The sequence below is a fragment of the Helicobacter cinaedi PAGU611 genome (assembly GCF_000284635.1).
Taxonomy (GTDB): Bacteria; Campylobacterota; Campylobacteria; order Campylobacterales; family Helicobacteraceae; genus Helicobacter_C; species Helicobacter_C cinaedi.
In genome coordinates this window covers 433685-453976 of the sequence record NC_017761.1, presented here as the reverse complement: position 1 = coordinate 453976, position 20292 = coordinate 433685, and the positions used below count along the sequence as shown (strand labels likewise).

The following is a 20292-nucleotide window of genomic DNA, read 5'->3' as shown; positions in this document are numbered from 1 at the left end:
TGTATGTTAGGTAGAATCTCCCACATTGTGCTTGTTTTTGCTATCAGTTTTTTTGCTCTTTTTAGCCTAGCGTGTTCGGATAATAAATCAGTCAGCTCTTATTCCCAAGAGATAAGCACTAATGATTCTATAACAATCACTTTTAATGAGCCTATTATAGAAGAAAATGCCACACTTGAAAATGGCACACAAGCCTTGAAGGCGGTGCTACCAAGCACTGAAGGAGATAAAAAGATTTTTCTTAATGGTGAATCTATTGTTGCACAATATAGCTATCTTTCCCCTTATGAGCTGACAATAGTTTTTCCACAAGGGGCTTTAAAGCCAAATACCAAATATAAACTTGAACTTAAACTTGATAAGCTTGAAAGCTCCAGCCTTAAAGATACGCTCAATCTTTTGTTTCACACATTGCCTACACAGATTCACACTTCACAATTTACCCCAAGCTTCATAAACGACACAATCTTTAACTTTAATGTCAATGTGAGCTTTTCCCAGCCCATTGTCATTACACCGCTTAGTATAGCAAGTGAAGTAAAAGACTTTGATACATTACGCAAAGCCATATCGCTAAAAGATGAGGACGGCAAGGAGCTAGAATTTAGCATAGGTTTTAATACTTATGATAGCTCTTTGCTTGTCCAATCTCAAAATCTCACCCTTACAGATAAGCCCACACGCTACATACTGACATTAAAGGCGGATTATTTTGGATTGCAAAAAGATGAGATTTTGCGATATGAACGCGTGAGTGAAGGCTTAGAGATTGTAGATATACAGGCTATTTCAAGTGAAAAGCCCCATATTCAGGTGCATTTTTCACAGCCCCTAGCGGATAATAAAGACATACAAGATTTTATCTCCTTAAGCCCAAGTCTTAAGACAAGCACCATTTTGCAGGGCAATATCCTGCAAATCTATGCCCCATTTAATATCACACAAAGCTACACTTTGAAAATAAAAGAAGGCATTGCTGCGGTGGATAAATCGCGTTTAAAAGATTCTAAAGAAGAGCAGATTGTTTTTAATCAAATCCCCCCTTCTATTGTGTTTTCACAACAAGGTGTCTTTCTCCCAAGTCAAGCGGAGAAAAAAATCGCCTTTAAAAGTATGAATGTCAAAAAAGTCAAACTCAAAATAAGCAAAATTTATCCAAATAACATCACAGCCTATCTGCACAAGCAAAATCTCATCGGCAACACAAAATATGCAGACAACACAGATTATGACTACTATGATGACTATGAAGATTCTGGAATCTATGCGGATTTTGAAAGGCTTGGCGATGTGGTGCTTGAAAAAGACTTCACACTAGATATGCAGAAAAATCAGTGGATTCAAACACAGCTTGATTTTTCTAGTCTCAAAGCAAGTGAAGGCATTTTTATCCTTGAACTCAGTTTTGATAAAGATGGGGTGGATTATGACTTCCCACAAGATACTGCCGATTGGAGAAAGGAGCAGTTTTTTAATAAATTTGGCAAGATTCAAAAGCATCTCATTTTTTCAAATATTGCTCTCTTAGCACAGCAGATTGATAACAAACTTGAAGTCCTAGCCCTTGATATTGCGAGCAATAAGCCCCTGCCACAAGTGCAAATCAATGCGATTAATCCAAAAAATCAAGTCATTGCTAAATCTACAAGCAACGCTCAAGGCTTAAGCACATTTGAAAATGCTAATAAGATTATGTATCTTAACGCAACAAATGGCAAAGACACAACTATTTTGCGACTTAATTCACCTTTAAGCTTGGAGGGCTTTGACACGCAAGGATTAGAATCTACAAGCAATGTCAATGCGTATATTTATACCGATAGAGGCGTATATCGTCCCGGCGATACCGCTCATATTAATATTATCGCTCGTGCTAATAACAAAAGCATAACTCACCCTATCAGCATATCTATCACTTCTCCGCAAGGCAAGGTTGTGCTTGAAGACTTTATGCTAAAAGAGCAGCTTTTTGGGCTGTATCATTATGATTTTAAAAGTGAAAAATCCGCACAGACGGGAATCTGGAGAGTGAAAGTCAAAGTTGGCGATGCGGAGTTTTGGCATAATCTCTCAATAGAAAGTATCGTGCCAGATCGCATAAAAGCAGAGATTCTAAGCCCTGATACACTTTCACTTCAAAGCTTAAAAAAAAACAACAAAACACTTCCTTATGACATCAACGCACATTATCTTTTTGGCACCCCTGCGGCGGATTTAAAGTTTGAAAGCAATCTTTATGTGCAGGGAGTGAATTTTTACGCTAAGGCATATCCAAACTACACTTTTAGCCACCCTTCATCTTTACAATACAGCTTTAATGACAAGCAGACAGGCACATTAGATGAAAAGGGCTTTACATCTAATGCCTTTAGCCTAGATAACCTAGAAGATATAAATAAGAATCTCCGCGTCCTTATCCACACAAAAGTCTTTGAAAATGGCGGTCGTTATGTCAATGCAAGAAAAGCCATTAACATTGCCTTGTATGATAGCTTTGTAGGGATAAAAACGCCTACACGATATGTGAATGCTGGAGATGAGATTGCCCTATCTGTTATTGTTCTATCAAATGATACGCAAAAGCCCCTGCCAAATCGCAAACTCACTTATAGAATCTATCACAATAGCTACTCGTGGTGGTGGGATTATGATAGTTATAATGAATTTTCACGCTCTTTTAAAAAAGATAGAAACACTAAGCTTATTAAACAAGGCTCACTCACTTCGGGCGACAAGCCTACTTTACTGCGTTTTAACCCACATCAAAATGGAGAGCTTTTCATAGAAGTGGAAGATGAGAGCAATCATCAAAAAAGTGCGGTGTTTATGTATGCGAGTGAAAATGGAGAGCCAACAGACGCACCAAAGCTCACTCAACTTCAAGTTAAAAGCGATAAACAAAGCTACTCTGCTAATGAAAAGGCAAAAATCAGCTTTGAAAGCCCTAAAGATTCTAAAGCCCTTGTGAGTGTTGTGGGGGGCAATAAGATTTTACAGAGATTTTGGCTTGACACGCAAGAGAGGCAGACAAGCTTTGAGTTAGCACTCAAAGAGAGCTTTGCTCCAAATGTGTATGTCGCCATTGCACTATTACAAAATTACACAACACTTGATAACGATCGCTCACAGCGACTTTATGGCGTTTTGCCCATTATGGTGGAAAATCCAGAATCTAAGCTTAGCTTAGAGATACAAGCCCCTGATTCCATTCGTCCAAATACAGATTTTAAAGTCAAACTTTCAAACACACAAAAGCAAAAGAGTGCCTACACACTTGCCATTGTTGATGAAGGATTGCTTAATCTCACGGATTTTATCTCGCCAAATCCGTGGGCGTATTTCTATCAAAAAATGGCATTTATGCTTTCAGTCTTTGATAATTATGATCTTATCATCGGCAGAGACATTGGCAAAATGCACCAGATTCTAAAAATTGGTGGCGACGAGTTAGCCACCTCATCAAATCGCAAGGATTTAAACCAAGCAGAGAGATTTAAGCCTGTGGTATTCTACTCTAAACCTGTGATGAGTGATGAAAATGGCAATGCAGAGTTTAGCTACACAATGTCCGCATATATGGGAAGTGTGCGTATTATGGCGGTGGGTGTAAATGAAAAAGCCTATGGCTCTAAATCCCAAAATATGAAAATAACCGCTCCTGTGGTCCTGCTCCCAACCCTGCCGCGTTCTTTAAAAATTGGCGATAGCTTTGAGCTTGCTATTGAGGTTTTGCCCACACAAGAAAATGTCGGCAAAACAACGCTAAAGCTTAAGAGTGGGGAAAAAATCAAGCTTGAAAAAACTAGCCTTACTTTAGACTTGAAAGATAAAAAATCTCAAATCGTAAAAATCAATGCAAAAGTGAGTGAAGAGAGCATAGGGCAGGATTTTATAGAGATTAGCCTAGCAAATGGGGATTTTACAATGAGTGATGTAACACATATTGATGTATTACCAAATAATCCCTACACGACTATCAGTCAAAAACACACGCTTGAATCTAAAAAAACACTAAGCCTAGAAAATCCCAAAAATTATGTCAAAGATTCAGAATCTAGCTATATTGTGGTCAGTCAAAAGCCCATTATGAGTATAGATCATCGCTTAAAATGGCTTATCCGCTATCCTTATGGCTGTATTGAGCAAACTACTTCAAGCGTTATGCCCCAACTCTTTTTAAGCACATTAAGCAACGCAGACTTTATAGATAAGCCAAGCATTGTCAAAAATATCAATGCTGGAATCGCACGCATTAGCACATTCCAAACAAGCGATGGAGGCTTTGCATATTGGCAGGGTGAATCTCAATCAAATTTTTGGGGCAGTGCGTATGCAGGGCATTTCTTGCTTTTAGCTAAGAAGCAGGGCTATTATGTGCCTGAAAGTGTGCTAAAAAAATGGATAAGTTACGCGACTTATGACGCTCAAGGCAACGGTAGCGTGTATTTGCTCTACTTGCTCTCCCTTGCTGGTAAGCCACAAATTGGACTGCTTAATAACATATATGAGCATCATCTTTCAAAGCTTGAAGTGAGTGATAAATGGCTGCTCGCTGCGGCTTATAGCCTTGCAGGAATGGACGAAATTGCCAAAAAAATTACAAAAGATTTACCCACAAAGGCAACAAAACGCAATAACTCATATTATGATTTTAGCTATGGTTCAACCTTGCGTGATGATGCGATGATTTTAAATGCGTTTAGTGAGATTTACAAAGCTCCACACAAAGAGCTTTTATCCCATATCTTAGGGCAGCTTGAAAGCGATAAATGGTATAGCACTCAAACGCTTGGCTACTCACTCCTTGCCATTGCTAACACCATTCCACAAGAGCAAACAGAGGTAAAAAACTTTAGCTTTAAATTTGATGGTAAGAGCTATGAGAGTGCAGATTCTATAAAACTGCCTTTTGATAGCCAAAAAGCGAAGTTTAGCTCTACAAGTGATTTTCCACTTTATATTAATCATATATGGGATGGAATCTTGCTTGAAAAAGACATTGCCGCAAGGGCGGAAAAAATCGCCCTTGAAAGGGAATTTTTAGATGAAAATGGCAAGGCTCTTGATGTCAGCACCCTAGATTCAGTAAAAAGCTTTTATCTCGTGCTAAGGCTTAAAAATGCCGATGAGAACACACCTGTGAGTGTGAGAAATGTAGCTATTACGCAGAATCTCCCAAGCGGCTGGGAGATTGAAAACATAAGGCTAAATGATGATAATCTGCCTGATTTTGTCCGTAATGATAGTATCACTTACACGGACATTCGCGATGATAAGATAATGTGGTTTTTAGATTTTAATAGCCAATCTCGCAAGATGTTTGTAAAGATTAACACCATTACACCCGGAAACTACCTTCTGCCTCCTGCTACTGCGGAAGCAATGTATGATAATAGCTTTAGGGCAAATACGACTGCTATGCCTGTTGTGGTGAAGTAATGTGGCGAAGCAGTGTGGTAAAGTAGCTTGTAAGCCGTGAAAAAACTAGGGGCTACTTTTAAGCAAGGGCTATTGCTTTGTTTGCTTTGCCTTGTGCTTTTTTGTCTGTATGGGCTAGGTGTGTATGTGCAGTTTTTACACACCTTGCCAAAGGCTGATCTTTTTGAATCTGCTTATAGCAAAAGTGTACTTGATAGGCAGGGCAGAATCTTAAGCGTTTTTTTAAATCAAGCAGAGCAGTGGCATCTCAAATCCCCAACACCCATTCCAAATAAACTAAAAATTGCCGTGCTGACTTATGAGGACAAGCGATTTAATAAGCATTTTGGCGTTGATATTTTAGCCCTTTTAAGAAGTGTGAAAAATAACTTCACTCAAACAAAACGCACTGGCGGTAGCACCATAAGTATGCAGGTAGTCAAGCTCTATCTCAAGCCCAAGCGGACATATAGCAACAAAATCAATGAAATATTTCAAGCCCTAGCCCTTGAAACTGCCTATAACAAAGATGAGATTCTAGCAATGTATCTTAATAACGCCCCTTATGGTGGCAATGTCATCGGCTATCACTCCGCATCATTATTATATTTTGGTAAAAATTCTACACAGCTCACTTGGGCTGAATCTGCCCTCCTTGCTATTTTGCCAAATGCACCCGGATTATTAAATCTTAACAAAAATCCGCAGATTCTAAAAAATAAACGCGATTTACTTTTGCATAAGCTCCATACGCTTGGCTATTTTGATGAGACAATCCTTGAGCTTTCCCTGAAAGAGCCAATACCGCAAGGCAAAAAGCCTATTCAAAATCTAGCCCCACACCTAAGCCTAAAACTTATCCAACAAAGCACACAAGGCAATATTACAAGCACAATTGATAAGCAGATTCAAGCAAAATTAGAATCTAAAATCAAAGCCTATCACAAAAAGCTTCTTTCACTTGGGATTTTAAATCTCTCCGCCCTTGTTGTGGATACCAAAAGTGGCGAGATTCTAAGCTATATCGGTTCGCAGGATTTTTTGGACATAGAGAATTTTGGACAGATTGATGGCGTGGTTGCCCTGCGTTCGCCCGGCTCCTTACTCAAGCCATTTCTATACGCACTTAGCATTGATTCTGGGCTTATTGCTCCACAAAGTTTGCTTGTTGATGTGCCGATGTTTTTTTCTAACTTCAAGCCCCAAAATGCTAATAAAACTTTTCAAGGGTTAATCACCGCTGAATCTGCCCTGCAAAAATCGCTCAATGTCCCTTTTGTGAGACTTTTACAAAACTATGGGTATGAGAAGTTTTTCTTTTCCTTGCAAGATATGGCAGGGCTTAAGCCTAGCAATGCTTCGCGATATGGGCTTTCTCTCATACTTGGCTCAAAGGAGATGAGTATGCTTCAAATCGCAAGATTGTATAGAGGGCTAGGGAATTATGGCTCTTTTGGCGATTTATACGCGACATTACCTTATGAGAAAAAGCAAGAAAAGTCCTATATTACGCAAGGCAGTGCCTATCTCACATTGCATTCGCTCAAAGAGCTAAAACGCGAGGGGGAGCTAGACTATCACAAAGAAAAAATGGCTTTTTCGTGGAAAAGTGGCACAAGCTATGGGAGAAAAGACGCGTGGGCAGCTGGGTGTAGCCCACAATATACCATTGTTGTTTGGGCGGGGAACTTTACAGGCAAACCAAATCCTAATATTTTTGGTGTCAAAACCGCAGGAACTTTGCTTTTTGAGCTTTTAGAAGAACTTCCACATAATAATGTCAATTTCACTCTGCCAACTTCCAAGCTCACCTACATTGAAGCAGATAAATTCAGTGGATATAGGCTAACTGAAGATATGAAGGCACTTTTACCCGATAATGCCACAAAAGACGCTACGCAAAGCATTCTCTTTCCGCTAGATTCTAGAATCTTACGCACCTCGCCTTTTTATAAAAAAGTCTTTATGTATGATGGCAAAGAGCTAGATTCACAAGATGAGAACTTTATTTACGCCACGCCACAGCTCACGCTCAATCTCCCGCTTAATGTGCTAACTTATTACAAACTTCAAAATGTCAATGTTGAAAAGCACCTTACCAAGCAGGAAAAAACGCTTAAAATCATCTATCCCACGCAGAATCTTAAGATTATCCAACCTAAAGATTTTAGCGGACAGCAGGAGCTGATTATCCGCATTGCTAATCTTAAAAATCAAAATGTCTCGTGGTATTTGGATAAAAATCTAATCCATAGCTCAAACTCTGCCACACTCAAAATTTTTCTTCCTAAAGGCACTCATTATTTAAGCATTGTAGGCAAAGATGGGGATATTGACAGCGTGAGATTCAGTGTAGAAAACTAAGGCATTAGCAAAAATAGGCTAAGATTTTGTCTTGTCAAAAAAACATAAGGAGAAAAAATGACATTTAGTGGAAGTAATGTGCTGATTACAGGAGCAAGCAAAGGCATTGGTGCACAGATTGCCAAAACTTTAGCAGGATATGGGCTAAAAGTGTGGATAAACTACCGCTCAAAGCCTGAACTTGCCGATAATCTAAAAAATGAAATAGAATCTAGCGGTGGCAAGGCGGCGGTGATTAAGTTTGATGCGAGTGTTGAAGAAGAGTTTGTCGCTGGGCTAAAGGCGATTACTGAAAGTGATGGGGCTTTAAGCTATCTAGTCAATAATGCAGGGATTACAAATGATAAACTTGCCTTGCGTATGAGTGTGGGCGATTTTGATAGCGTGATTGAAGCTAATCTCAAATCCTGCTTTATCGGTTGTAGGGAAGCATTAAAAATTATGGGCAAACAACGATTTGGAAGTGTGGTAAATATCGCCTCTATTATCGGTGAGCGTGGCAATATGGGGCAGACAAACTATGCAGCAAGTAAGGGCGGTATGATTGCTATGAGCAAATCTTTTGCCTATGAGGGTGCTCCTCGCAATATCCGCTTTAACTGCGTTACGCCCGGATTCATTAAAAGCGATATGACAGATGAGCTAAAGCCTGAAGCCGTAGAATCTTATCTCAAAAATATTCCTTTGGCGCGTTTTGGGGAAGCAAATGATGTGGCTGAAGCAGTGGCATTTTTGCTTTCAAATGCTTCATCATATATCACAGGAGAAGTGCTAAAAGTCAATGGCGGGCTTTATATGTAAGGGCACTTGCCATTTAACAAATCTTTGCTATAATGCGAAGTTTAAGTTTAAAACTAAGGAGAAAAAATGAGCACATTTGAAGATGTAAAGGCAGTCGTAGTAGAGCAACTTAGCGTTAATGCTGATGAGGTAAAGCCAGAATCTCGCTTTATTGAAGATTTGAATGCGGATTCTCTTGATGTTGTAGAGCTTGTCATGGCTTTAGAAGAGAAGTTTTCTATTGAAATCCCCGATGAAGATGCAGAAAAAATTAAAACCGTAAATGATGTTGTAGCTTATATTGACGCAAATAAATAACATCACTTCACCTAAACCTATGCTTATAATGTTGTAAAAAAGTGCTTAGAATCTTGTAGGCACTGCATTCTAATGCATGGGCAGATTCTAAATTGAATTAAAATTTTAGTTATAAAGGAATGGTATGCGACGCGTAGTAGTAACCGGTTTGGGAATGATTAACTCATTAGGCTTAAACAAAAGCGACTCTTTTAAGGCTATTGTAGAAGGAAAATGTGGAATTAAAAGAATTTCTTGCTTTGATGTAGAAAATTTTCCTGTAAAAATTGCTGGTGAAATTGTGGATTTCAACCCTGAAGAAGTCCTTGATCCTCGCGAAGTTAAAAAGGCAGACCGCTTTATCCAGCTTGGCTTAAAGGCAGCAAAAGAGGCAATGAATGAAAGTGGATTGCTTGAAAATGGTGTTATTAGCCCTGCTCTTGGAGAGCGATTTGGTGTGAGTTCGGCTGCTGGTATCGGCGGACTAGGGAATATTGAAAAAAACTCCATAGCTTGTGAGCAAAAGGGACCAAGACGCATTAATCCATTCTTTATCCCTTCAGCCCTTGTGAATATGCTTGGCGGATTTATATCCATTGAATATGCACTTAAAGGACCAAACCTTGCAAGTGTTACAGCCTGTGCGGCAGGCACTCACGCCATTATTGAGGCGGCAAAGACCATTATGTTAAATGGTGCTGATGCGATGCTTGTCATCGGCTCTGAATCTTCAATCTGTCCTGTGGGTATTGGCGGGTTTGCTGCGATGAAAGCTTTAAGTGATAGGAATGATGAGCCACTTAAAGCCTCACGCCCATTTGATAAAGAACGCAATGGCTTTGTTATGGGGGAAGGTGCTGGGGCATTGGTGCTAGAAGAGTATGAGAGTGCCAAAAAGCGTGGAGCTAAGATTTATGCCGAGCTTATCGGCTTTGGCGAAAGTGGCGATGCAAATCATATCACAACCCCAGCTCCCCAAGGCGAAGGGGCTTTGCGTGCGATGAAAGCCGCACTTAAAATGGCAAATACTTCAGTGGATTATATCAACGCACACGGCACAAGCACAGCCTACAATGACTTGTATGAAACTATGGCACTCAAAGTTGCATTTGGTGGCAAAGATTCTATCCCACCGGTAAGCTCTACGAAGGGGCAGATTGGACATTGTTTAGGTGCGGCGGGTGCGATTGAAGCAGTTATTTCCATTATGGCTATGCAGGAAGGAATCTTGCCTCCGACAATCAATCAAGAATCTAAAGATCCCGAGTGCGACCTTGATTATATCCCAAACACTGCACGACAAGCAAAAGTCAATGCGGTTATGAGCAACTCATTTGGCTTTGGTGGCACAAATGGTGTTGTTATATTTGGCAGAATCTAGGGTAAAAAATGGCAGCCTATCTTGATTTTGAGCAAAAGATTAAGAATCTTCAAGATGATATAGAATCTGCTGTTGTTCGTAGTGATAATGACGCAAGACTCATCCTTGAAAAAGAGCTTGAAAAAGAAGTATGCAGTGTATATTCAAATATAAGCGATTATCAAAAGCTCCAGCTTGCTCGCCACCCAGATCGCCCTTATGCTATGGACTATATTGAGCTGATTTGCAAAGACGCGTATGAAATTAGCGGGGATAGGCATTTTAAAGATGATAAGGCGATTGTGTGTTTTATTGGCAAGGTTGGTGAGCAAACCGCAATGATTATCGGTGAAGAAAAAGGAAGAGGCACAAAAAACAAACTCGCAAGGAATTTTGGTATGCCAAGCCCCGAAGGCTATCGCAAAGCCTTGCGTGCCGCAAAACTTGCTGAAAAGTTTAATATCCCCATTTTAATGCTTGTAGATACACAAGGTGCGTATCCCGGACTTGGTGCTGAAGAGCGTGGGCAAAGTGAAGCCATAGCTAAGAATCTACAAGAATTTGCCAAACTTAAAACCCCAACAATTGCCGTTGTGATTGGCGAGGGCGGAAGCGGTGGGGCATTAGCTATTGCTGTGGCTGATAAACTTGCGATGATGCAATATTCTGTCTTTAGTGTTATATCTCCAGAGGGCTGTGCGGCAATTTTGTGGAATGATCCTTCAAAAATAGAATCTGCGACAAAAGCACTTAAAATCACACCTATTGAGCTTAAAAAATGTGGGCTTATTGATGATGTGATAGATGAACCACTTATCGGCGCACATAGAGATAAAGAAAATGCAGCTAAGGCTATTGAATCTTACTTCCTTAAATCGCTTGAAGAACTCTCACAAGATGATAAATATCTCTCTAAGCGTTACAATAAGCTAATGAGCTATGGAGCTTTCACGCAAGAAACCACTACCCTTTAGCTTTGTGCTTATCTCTAGCCCTACATAGATTCTAAGCTTGTGGGTGGGGTATCAAAAGCTTCTCTGTCTTTTGCTTAACTCCACGCTAGGCATTTTACCCCACATATTTACTTCCATTATATTTTTTGTGGCAAAATCGTTGCTTCCCTACATTACTTTAAAGGAGCAAAAAATGAAAAAATGGATTGTGGCATTCCTTGCTACTATATGCGTGATTTGGCTAAGTGCGTGTGGTGATGACAAAGCTCAAGCCCAAACTTCAAGAGGTGTAGAGCAAATCAAACAAAATGGCGTGTTACGCGTGGGCGTATTTGGTGATAAGCCACCTTTTGGCTTTATTGATGAAAATGGCAAAAATGCAGGATTTGACATTTATATCGCAAAAAGACTTGCTAAAGACTTGCTTGGCGATGAAAGTAAAATTGAGTTTATCCTAACTGAAGCAGCTTCACGCGTTGAGTTTTTACGCTCAAACAAAGTAGATATCATTATGGCAAACTTCACTCAAACTAAAGAGCGTGAAGAGGCGGTTGATTTTGCTAAGCCTTATATGAAAGTCTCTCTTGGTGTTGTCTCCCCAAATGGCGAGATCAAAAGCGTTGAAGACCTAAAGGGCAAAAAACTTATTGTCAACAAAGGCACGACTGCAGATGTGTATTTTAGTAAAAATCACCCGGATATTGAGCTATTAAAATATGAGCAAAACACTCAAGCTTTCCTTGCTTTGAAAGATAAAAGGGGCGATGCACTCGCACACGATAATACACTTGTCCTTGCGTGGGCTATGGAAAATCCGGGCTTTGGCGTTGGAATCCCAACACTTGGCGAAGAAGATGTCATTGCCCCTGCCGTGAAAAAGGGTAATGTTGAGCTTAAAACTTGGCTTGATGAGGAAATCACAAAACTCACAAGTGAAGGCTTTATCAAAGAAGCTTATGATAAGACACTTGCCCCCATTTTTGGAGAAGAAAAAGCAGATTCTGTGATTTTTTCTAACTAATCTCTTGGGCTATGGCTAAACTCCATAGCCCAAACAAAATCTCCTAAAACCCACGACAAACGACATAGTAGCTATACATTAACTGATTCTATCATACAGCCACATCAATGATAAAATACCTACCTTACAAATACTTCAAGGATTTTTGCTTTAATGCAGTTCTTATAATAATCACGCATAAGCTCAATGTGTATATCCACACACTGCCCCACCTCCCGCCTAGTTGGTGCTAAAAACTCTAGTCCCGCCAGACACATTCCATTAGAATCCGCCAAAGTATATTCAAAATGCTTCCCCTCCCTGCCCAGTGGCTTTATCTCTTGTATGGTAAGATTTTCTAGCAAAAATGTAGGCTTAGGATTCCCCTCCCCAAAAGGCTCAAAAGATTCTAAAATCTCAAAAAGCTCCATATCAACGCTTTCCACCCCAAGTGTGAAAAATGTCTCATTTTCATCGCATTCTTCATACACCATAGTTTCCTGCAATTTTTCTATCAATGTCCCAAGCTGACAAGATTCTAAACTTAGCCCCACAGCTCCGCTATGCCCACCTAACCCAAGGCAATATTGTTGCAATGGCGTGATACTTGCAATCAAATTTGCCCCACCATAAGAGCGTCCGCTCCCCTTTAGCACATCAGCATTTTGGCTCAACACAAAAGCACTTTTTTTGTAGATTCTCGCAAGTTTTGCCGCCACAATGCCAAGCACCCCCTCGTGCCAAGAATCCCCATAGCTTAGGACAAAATCATCTGTTTGGATAATATGCTCCTGTGCCTTTTGGAGAATGTCTTGCTGAATCTCTTTGCGTTTATTATTGAGATTTTGTAGCTCTGTGTAAATGTGTGTAGCGTGGGCTAAACTAGGACTAAGCAAAAGCTCTAAAGCCTTATTTGCACTCTCCATACGCCCAGCACAATTCAGCAATGGAATAAAATCAAAGGCAAGATTCTCTGCGGTTATGGGCTTTTTGAATCTAGCAAAACTCTCACGCAAAAGTGTGGCAAGCACATTAGAAGAGGTGCGAAGCGATTCTAAGCCCTTTTTCACAAGAATGCGATTTATCCCTGTAAGGGGCATAACATCGGCGATTGTGGCAATGGCAAGGTATTCTAAAAACATTCCCATATCAATATTTGCTTTGAGATTTTGCTTTATCGCCGCACAAAAATACCACGCCACCACTGCTCCACAAATGCTTTTTTGGGCAAAAGTAGAATCTTGCAGCATTGGATTAATGATGACATCTGCCTGCGGAAGCGTATCTGTGGGTGTGTGATGATCTGTGATGATAAAAGGAATGCCCTTTGCCTTGCACCACTGCCCTGCACAAAATGCGGTAATACCATTATCTACGCTCACAACCACAGCGGCATTTTGAGCGTTCTTCTCTAAAAGGGCGGCACTCACGCCATAGCCATCTTCAAAGCGATGTGGAATAATAAGCCTAAAATGCTGATACTCCAATGCCTTAAAAAAAAGGCTTATAATCGCACTTGCACACACACCATCTGCATCATAATCCCCAACGACAAGAATCTCATTATTTCTTTCCATAGCTTGAGTGATGATTTTTGCTCCAGATTCAGTGTTGTTTAGATTCTGTGGCGTGGGCAAGTCTCGCAGGGTGCGGATACCACACTCAAGATCACGAGATTGTAGAAAATGAAGAATGTCTTGCTTTGTGTGGCTTTTACATTCATCTTTTCTCATAGCAAACTAAAATCCCAACACTACTGCTTTTTACAAGCTAATGTCTGCTTAACAAATGCTAAAATAATCGGGTTTGGATTCTGTAGCCTTGAAGTAAATTCCGGGTGGAACTGCACAGCTACAAACCACGGGTGATTTTCTAGCTCAATAGATTCTATAAGCCCATTACACTCTCCGCTAATTATCATACCATTATTAGCAAAAAGCTCTCTATACTTTGGATTTGCCTCATACCTATGGCGATGACGCTCTTTAATAAGACTTTTTTGTCCATAAGCTTCATAGAGCTTTGTGCCTTTTTTGATATGGCATTCATACTCGCCTAGTCGCATAGTCCCACCCATAGGTGAAGTATGCGTCCTAAGCTGCTTCTTGCCCTGTGTATCAATAAAATCCTCTATCAAATATATAATAGGCTCTTTACTCTGCGGATTAAACTCCACAGAATCTGCATCCTTAATCCCAAGCACATTTCTCGCAAACTCAATGAGTGAAAGCTGCATTCCCAAGCAGATTCCAAGAAATGGAATCTTTTTTTCCCTTGCGTAGCGTATTGCTTCTAGCTTACCTTGAATCCCCCTTTCCCCAAAGCCACCGGGCACCAAAATAGAATCTACATCATAAAGCAAGGCAGGGTTTTCCTCCACAGATTCACTATCTATCCACTTGATATTAACCTTTGTGTCCGTATTTGCTCCAGCGTGGATAAGCGATTCAATCAAAGATTTATAGGATTCTTTTAGGCTTAAATATTTACCCACAAAGCCAATAGTTATGCTTGATTTGGGAGCGATGATTTTTTTAACAAGCATATCCCAATTATCCATTTTTGGCTTTAATTCTTTTAACTCCAAATGCCTAGCAATAGGCGTTAGAATCCCTTCATCTAAGAAATTTAAAGGACATTTATAAATGCTCTCCGTATCTTCAGCCACAATCACGCTATCATCATCTACATCACAGCTCATTGCAAGCTTTCTTTTTAGCTCTTTATCAAGGCTTCTTTCACATCGTGCTACGAGAATCTGCGGTGAAATGCCTATGCGTCTAAGCTCTTGGACGGAATGTTGCGTGGGCTTTGTCTTTAGCTCCCCAGCGGCGCGCACAAGGGGAATAAGTGTTACATGTATGGAAATAACCTGCTTACTGCCTAGCTCGTGCTTCATCTGTCTCATCGCCTCAAGATAAGGCATACCCTCAATATCGCCAACCGTCCCGCCAAGCTCCACGATGAGAAAATCGCTTCCCTCTCCAGCAAGTTTGATACGCGATTTTATCTCATCAACGATATGCGGCACGATTTGAATAGTCTTGCCTAGATATTTTCCTTTGCGTTCCTTTTCAATCACAGACATATAGACCTGTCCAGTTGTAAAGTTATTTGTCTTATGAAAATCTTTATTTAAAAATCGCTCATAATGCCCAATGTCTAAGTCCGTTTCGGCTCCATCGCAGGTTACAAACACTTCGCCGTGTTCTAGAGGACTCATTGTGCCCGGATCTACATTGATGTAGGGATCAATTTTTAAAATTGACACATCAAATCCGCTATGTTGAAGTAATGTCGCTATTGATGAAGAGGTAATGCCCTTGCCAAGAGAGCTTAACACACCGCCTGTTACAAAAATATATTTTACTGCCACAATATAACCGCCTTAGTTTTAAAATTTTGGTGCAATCATAATAAATCAGTGGTTAAAAGCTTGTTAATTTACCTTTTTTTGTATTTTCTCGCTTATGATTGTGCGTGTTTATTTCACAAAGGAGATTTTTATGCTTATTGCTTTTATTTGTTTATTTATCTGTCTTTATGCCCTGCCAAGCATTATTCTAGCATTTTTACAAATTAAACATATTAAGCTAGAACTACAAAAACCAGCTATTTTACTTGAATCCGAAGACTATAAGCAAGCCGGGGATTATGCCATCGCCTCATTGCGATTAGATATTTTGACACATCTTTTTGAGATTCTAACCTTTAGCCTGTGGGTTATTTTTGGGCTACATTTTTTATCACTATGGCTTGAAAGCACACTTGGAGCTTTCTCGCCTTTGTGGCGTGAGATTGCCCTTGTGTTAGGCTTTATGATTATTGGCAGTATTATTGAAATGCCTTTTTCAATCTATAAGACTTTTTTTCTTGATAAGAAGTTTGGATTTTCTAAGCAAACGCCCAGCCTTTTTATCATTGACACACTTAAAAACCTAGCTTTAAGCATAGTCATTGGCGGGATTATTGTATGTTTGCTTGTGCTGATTATTGAAAATGTCGCGTTATGGTGGTTTGTGGGCTTTTTAGCCTTACTTGGTATTGTGATTTTGGCAAATCTCATTTATCCTACACTCATCGCACCCTTATTTAATAAATTTACCCCGCTCAATGATGAAAATCTCAAATCCCGCATAGAATCTTTAATGAATACCATCGGTTTTAAGAGTAATGGAATCTTTGTCATTGACGCTTCAAGGCGAGATGGACGATTGAATGCGTATTTTGGAGGGCTTGGCAAAAGCAAACGCGTTGTGCTTTTTGACACGCTGCTTGATAAGATTAGTGCCGATGGACTTATAGCCATACTTGGACACGAGCTAGGGCATTTTAAGCACAAAGATATTCTTAAAAACATCATTCTTATGTCCTGTATGCTTTTTGTGCTATTTTTCATCGTGGGGCATTTGCCACAAAGCCTATTTAGTGCGTTAGGCTTAGTGCAAAATGGAGCAGGAGTGCTACTGATTATGCTGCTTATCTCGCCGATGATTGCCTTTTTCTTTTTGCCTATTATGGGATATTTTAGTCGCAAAGCGGAGTATAAGGCTGATGAGTTTGGTGCTAGTCTCTCAAGCAAAAACTGCCTTGCTAACGCCCTTGTGCGGTTAGTGAATGAAAATAAAAGCTTCCCTAGCTCCCACCCAGCCTATATTTTCTTTTATTACACACACCCGCCACTTTTACAAAGGCTAAAAGCCCTTGATTATGACTTGCAACATTAAAGCTCTTTTAGATTCTGCTACTTCCACACTCTCACAAGTAGCGCAATCTTTACATCTTAAGCCACGATTTGAAAGTGAGCTTTTGCTTAGCTTTGTGCTTAAAGTAGAGCGTATCTATCTCCATACACATAGCACCCAAAGTGTGAATCCTATTCAAGCCAAGCATTTTCTATCCCTTGTTGAAGAGCGAGCCAAGGGCAAACCTATTGAATACATCACACAAAGTGCAAGCTTTTATGAGCATACTTTTTATGTCAATGATTCTGTGCTGATTCCACGACCGGAGAGTGAGATTCTTATCCAAAAAGCGAGTGAAATTATAACAAGGCATAATATAGAATCCATTGCCGAAGTCGGCATAGGATCGGGCATTCTAAGCATTACGCTTTCACTTTTGCACCCACAATGTCGCTTTTTTGCCACTGATATTAGCCAAAAAGCCCTAGAAGTTACGCAAAAAAATATTCACTCCCTTGCCCCAGATTCTAACATCACGCTTAAACACTGCTCCTTACTCCCAAGCTCGTGGCAAGATATTGAACTCATCATCAGCAATCCACCTTATATTTGCGATGATTATCCTATCAGTCTGCCTTTGACTTATGAGCCTAGCATTGCCCTTTTTGGCGGAAAAGATGGGCTAGACATACTCAAAGCCTTGATTGTAGAGGCTAAAAATCGCAAAGCTTTTTTGTTGTGTGAAATAGGCTATGACCAAAAAAACGCCCTAGAACAGATTCTAACCCAGCATAACGCAAAGGACATTGAGTTTTACAAAGACTTAAGCGGATTAGATAGAGGCTTTTGGTGCAGATTCTAGATTCTGCGTTGTCTTTTTAGCTAGAATCGGCGATTACTTCGCCTCGTGCTTCGTCATTTATGCCTAATAAACTCCTTGCACTCGGCTCATAAAGCCCCGATTCTAACTTAAAAATACTTCCGCAGGGCGTTTTGAAATGTGCTAGATTCTAAAATTGCTCCCTAAACCCCACACACCACCCAAATGGTTGAGATTCTAGAATCTCACTCAATATCCCTTAATCAGCCCTAACGCTTGAATCTCCCCCTACTAAAGTCAATGATATCCTGCACACTTTTGACATTTAAAGGCAACATACTTATGGCGATTTCAAAGATTCTAAAACTTGTGAGTGCATCAGCATAGGCACGATGGCTCATAGCGGTATTAATACCCAAAAATTCATTCAAATACGACAGGGCATAACGCTTTGAGAGAATAGTTTTTTTAGCTAAATCAATCGTGCAAAGCTTAGGATTAAGCAGTCCAAAAAGTCCATTTTGTCGCAAATGATAATCTAAAAAGCTAAAATCAAAATTCACATTATGAGCCACAAACACACCACCACCCAAAAACTCCCTAAAAGCCCTTAGCACTTCCTTGCTCTGTGGGGCATTTTGTATATCTTCTTGCCTTATGCCTGTTAGCTCTGTGATGTTTTCAGGCACAAAGGGAGCATACACATAGCTTTCAAAGCTTTCTAGAATCTGCGAATTTTTCACTCTCAATGCACCGATTTCTATAATCTCACTGCTTTGGGGCTTTGCACCATTTGTTTCAATATCCACAAAGACAAACTCCCCCTCCTGCCACGCTTGAAAAAATGTCGCTAAAGTAAAGCATAATTCCCCATTTTGCTTTTCTATATGCAATGCCCCACCAGCACCTTTGAGCAGCTCTATTTCAGAATCCACATCAGCATATAATCCACCTATATTTTTTACATACATATAAAACTGCTTTTCACTCATCGGGGCTTGTCGCAGTTTTTCAAAAAGTTGCGTGTAAGTCATTGAAGCAAAATTTATCGCAAAGATAATATAGCTTGTCTATAATCATTTGAGCCAAAGATATAGCTCCCAGCCACCACCATATCAATCCCCGCATTTTTTAAATCCATAATATTTTTATCACTTACCCCACCATCAATCTCTAAAAGGCAGTTGGGATTGAGCCTATCGCGGAGTTGCTTAAGATTTTTTAATTTTTTAAGAGAGCTAGGGATAAAACTCTGTCCGCCAAAGCCCGGATTCACACTCATAAGCAACACCAAATCAATATCAGGCAAAATATATTCTAAATCCTGCTCGTTTGTATGGGGGTTTAGCACCACACCAGCTTTAATGCCTAAATCCTTAATCTGCCAAATCACGCGGTGCAAATGCTGCACCTCTTCAATATGCACACTCATAAAGGCTGGTTTCAACGGAGCAAATAGCTCCACAAAAAATGGCACATTTTTTACCATAAGATGAATATCTAGTGGCTTACTTGAAGCCTTTGCAATGCTTTTTACAATCATAGGACCCATAGTGAGATTTGGCACAAAATGCCCATCCATCACATCAATATGCACATAATCACACTCCGCATCACATATTGCCCTAACCTCTTCGCCAAGCTTTGAAAAATCCGCTGATAACACACTTGGGGCGACCAGAATCTTTTTATGTCGCTCTTTATTTCCCTTTGTTTGCATCTCTATCCTTATAACTTAAATATTAAAATCTTTGTGCTATTGTAACACATTCAAACTCGCCTACACTTTAAGGATATATTTTAAGGACATAGAATGCCCCACAATTCGCAGATTCACAATAATTCACAAATTCACAAGACTTCACAGATTCAAAATAAGCCTACTTCACGCCTTTATGCGTATTTACACCCTTTATCCCCTACACTTTTTTATCCCGCTCATTCTCTCCCTGCCCCAAAGATTCCCTACAATCCTTGTGGGCTAAAGATTCCCCACGCTATGGGCTTTAATGCCTTGCAGCATATTGCTAACCCCAAAGCCATTGTGATTTTTATCGGTGGATTTTGCGATACGATTATGCGTGCGGTATTTAGGGAGTTTGCAAGTTTTAAGGCAGAATCTTGCCTAAAAATCTATGCAAGTTTTAAATCTCGCACCCTTTTTGCCTCGTGGCTTCCCGTGCTTATGAAGCAGAATCTACCCCTTTTTGTCATCACGCATTCGTGGGGTGCGAGTAATTTTTATAAAGCCTTATGCGATATACAAAACTCTTGTCCTATCGCCCTGCATTATCTTTTAACCCTTGATCCTGTGGGATTTACCCCGCATACGCACCGCCCTAATGGCATAAGGCTATGGGAAAATATCTATATCAAAAACAAGTCTAAAAATCCCCGCAGACCAAATATCATAGCTCTTATAGGACACCCTTGGAATGAAGTTGCAATCAGTGATTACAACGCCTTTTTAGATTCTACTTCTTTAGATTCTACTTTGTTAGATTTTGCTTGTCATCACGCAAGTATTCACCAAATGATACAAGCCTCGCATTTTATGAAAGAACTCCACAATATCATCAAAGCTTAAAGCTAAAATGTTATAATCCCACGATTTT

At 40.0% G+C, this 20292-nt stretch carries 14 protein-coding genes; 10 read left to right on the top strand and 4 right to left on the bottom strand.

Features of this window, described 5'->3' with window-relative positions; genetic code table 11:
- Nucleotides 1-3: 3 nt before the first annotated feature.
- From HCN_RS02210 to HCN_RS02180, 7 genes are all read left to right on the top strand, one after another.
- Complete coding sequence (locus tag HCN_RS02210) at nucleotides 4-5439, top strand: alpha-2-macroglobulin family protein (protein ID WP_014666419.1); 5436 nt, start codon at nucleotides 4-6, stop codon at nucleotides 5437-5439.
- Nucleotides 5440-5475: 36 nt separating this feature from the next.
- Complete coding sequence (pbpC, locus tag HCN_RS02205; RefSeq protein ID WP_014666418.1) at nucleotides 5476-7782, top strand: penicillin-binding protein 1C; 2307 nt, start codon at nucleotides 5476-5478, stop codon at nucleotides 7780-7782.
- Between the two features lie 57 nt (nucleotides 7783-7839).
- Nucleotides 7840-8583 (top strand): 3-oxoacyl-ACP reductase FabG, encoded by a 744-nt coding sequence (gene fabG / locus HCN_RS02200; RefSeq protein ID WP_002957059.1) that lies wholly within the window; start codon nucleotides 7840-7842, stop codon nucleotides 8581-8583.
- A gap of 66 nt (nucleotides 8584-8649) precedes the next feature.
- Nucleotides 8650-8880 (top strand): acyl carrier protein, encoded by a 231-nt coding sequence (acpP, locus tag HCN_RS02195; RefSeq protein ID WP_002957060.1) that lies wholly within the window; start codon nucleotides 8650-8652, stop codon nucleotides 8878-8880.
- A gap of 124 nt (nucleotides 8881-9004) precedes the next feature.
- Nucleotides 9005-10240: a beta-ketoacyl-ACP synthase II gene (locus HCN_RS02190; protein ID WP_014666417.1), complete on the top strand. Its 1236-nt coding sequence runs from the start codon at nucleotides 9005-9007 to the stop codon at nucleotides 10238-10240.
- An 8-nt stretch (nucleotides 10241-10248) separates the two neighbouring features.
- Nucleotides 10249-11193 carry an acetyl-CoA carboxylase carboxyl transferase subunit alpha gene (accA, locus tag HCN_RS02185; protein WP_014667517.1) on the top strand — a complete coding sequence of 315 codons (945 nt, stop codon included), beginning with the start codon at nucleotides 10249-10251 and terminating at the stop codon, nucleotides 11191-11193.
- Nucleotides 11194-11365: 172 nt separating this feature from the next.
- Complete coding sequence (locus tag HCN_RS02180; RefSeq protein WP_014667516.1) at nucleotides 11366-12193, top strand: cysteine ABC transporter substrate-binding protein; 828 nt, start codon at nucleotides 11366-11368, stop codon at nucleotides 12191-12193.
- A 119-nt stretch (nucleotides 12194-12312) separates the two neighbouring features.
- Here the strand turns inward: HCN_RS02180 and recJ are convergent, their stop codons facing one another.
- Both recJ and pyrG read right to left on the bottom strand, forming a co-directional pair.
- A complete protein-coding gene (recJ, locus tag HCN_RS02175) occupies nucleotides 12313-13905 on the bottom strand; it encodes a single-stranded-DNA-specific exonuclease RecJ (RefSeq protein ID WP_014666416.1) in 1593 nt (530 codons plus the stop codon).
- Nucleotides 13906-13925: 20 nt separating this feature from the next.
- Complete coding sequence (gene pyrG / locus HCN_RS02170) at nucleotides 13926-15548, bottom strand: glutamine hydrolyzing CTP synthase (RefSeq protein ID WP_002957065.1); 1623 nt, start codon at nucleotides 15546-15548, stop codon at nucleotides 13926-13928.
- Between the two features lie 130 nt (nucleotides 15549-15678).
- Between pyrG and HCN_RS02165 the strand changes: the two genes are divergently transcribed.
- Both HCN_RS02165 and prmC read left to right on the top strand, forming a co-directional pair.
- Complete coding sequence (locus HCN_RS02165; RefSeq protein WP_014666415.1) at nucleotides 15679-16899, top strand: M48 family metallopeptidase; 1221 nt, start codon at nucleotides 15679-15681, stop codon at nucleotides 16897-16899.
- Complete coding sequence (prmC, locus tag HCN_RS02160; RefSeq protein ID WP_232501874.1) at nucleotides 16883-17719, top strand: peptide chain release factor N(5)-glutamine methyltransferase; 837 nt, start codon at nucleotides 16883-16885, stop codon at nucleotides 17717-17719. Before HCN_RS02165 ends, prmC begins: the two co-directional genes overlap by 17 nt.
- Nucleotides 17720-17946: 227 nt before the next feature.
- Here the strand turns inward: prmC and HCN_RS02155 are convergent, their stop codons facing one another.
- Together HCN_RS02155 and rpe are read right to left on the bottom strand one after the other, a co-directional pair.
- Nucleotides 17947-18711 carry a 3'-5' exonuclease gene (locus HCN_RS02155; RefSeq protein ID WP_014666413.1) on the bottom strand — a complete coding sequence of 255 codons (765 nt, stop codon included), beginning with the start codon at nucleotides 18709-18711 and terminating at the stop codon, nucleotides 17947-17949.
- Nucleotides 18712-18722: 11 nt separating this feature from the next.
- Nucleotides 18723-19397, bottom strand: coding sequence for a ribulose-phosphate 3-epimerase (gene rpe / locus HCN_RS02150; RefSeq protein ID WP_002957069.1), 675 nt, complete (start codon nucleotides 19395-19397; stop codon nucleotides 18723-18725).
- A gap of 93 nt (nucleotides 19398-19490) precedes the next feature.
- Between rpe and HCN_RS02145 the strand changes: the two genes are divergently transcribed.
- The gene (locus HCN_RS02145) at nucleotides 19491-20264 is read left to right on the top strand and encodes a hypothetical protein (RefSeq protein WP_014666412.1); all 774 of its coding nucleotides are present in this window, start codon (nucleotides 19491-19493) and stop codon (nucleotides 20262-20264) included.
- The last annotated feature ends 28 nt before the right edge of the window (nucleotides 20265-20292 follow it).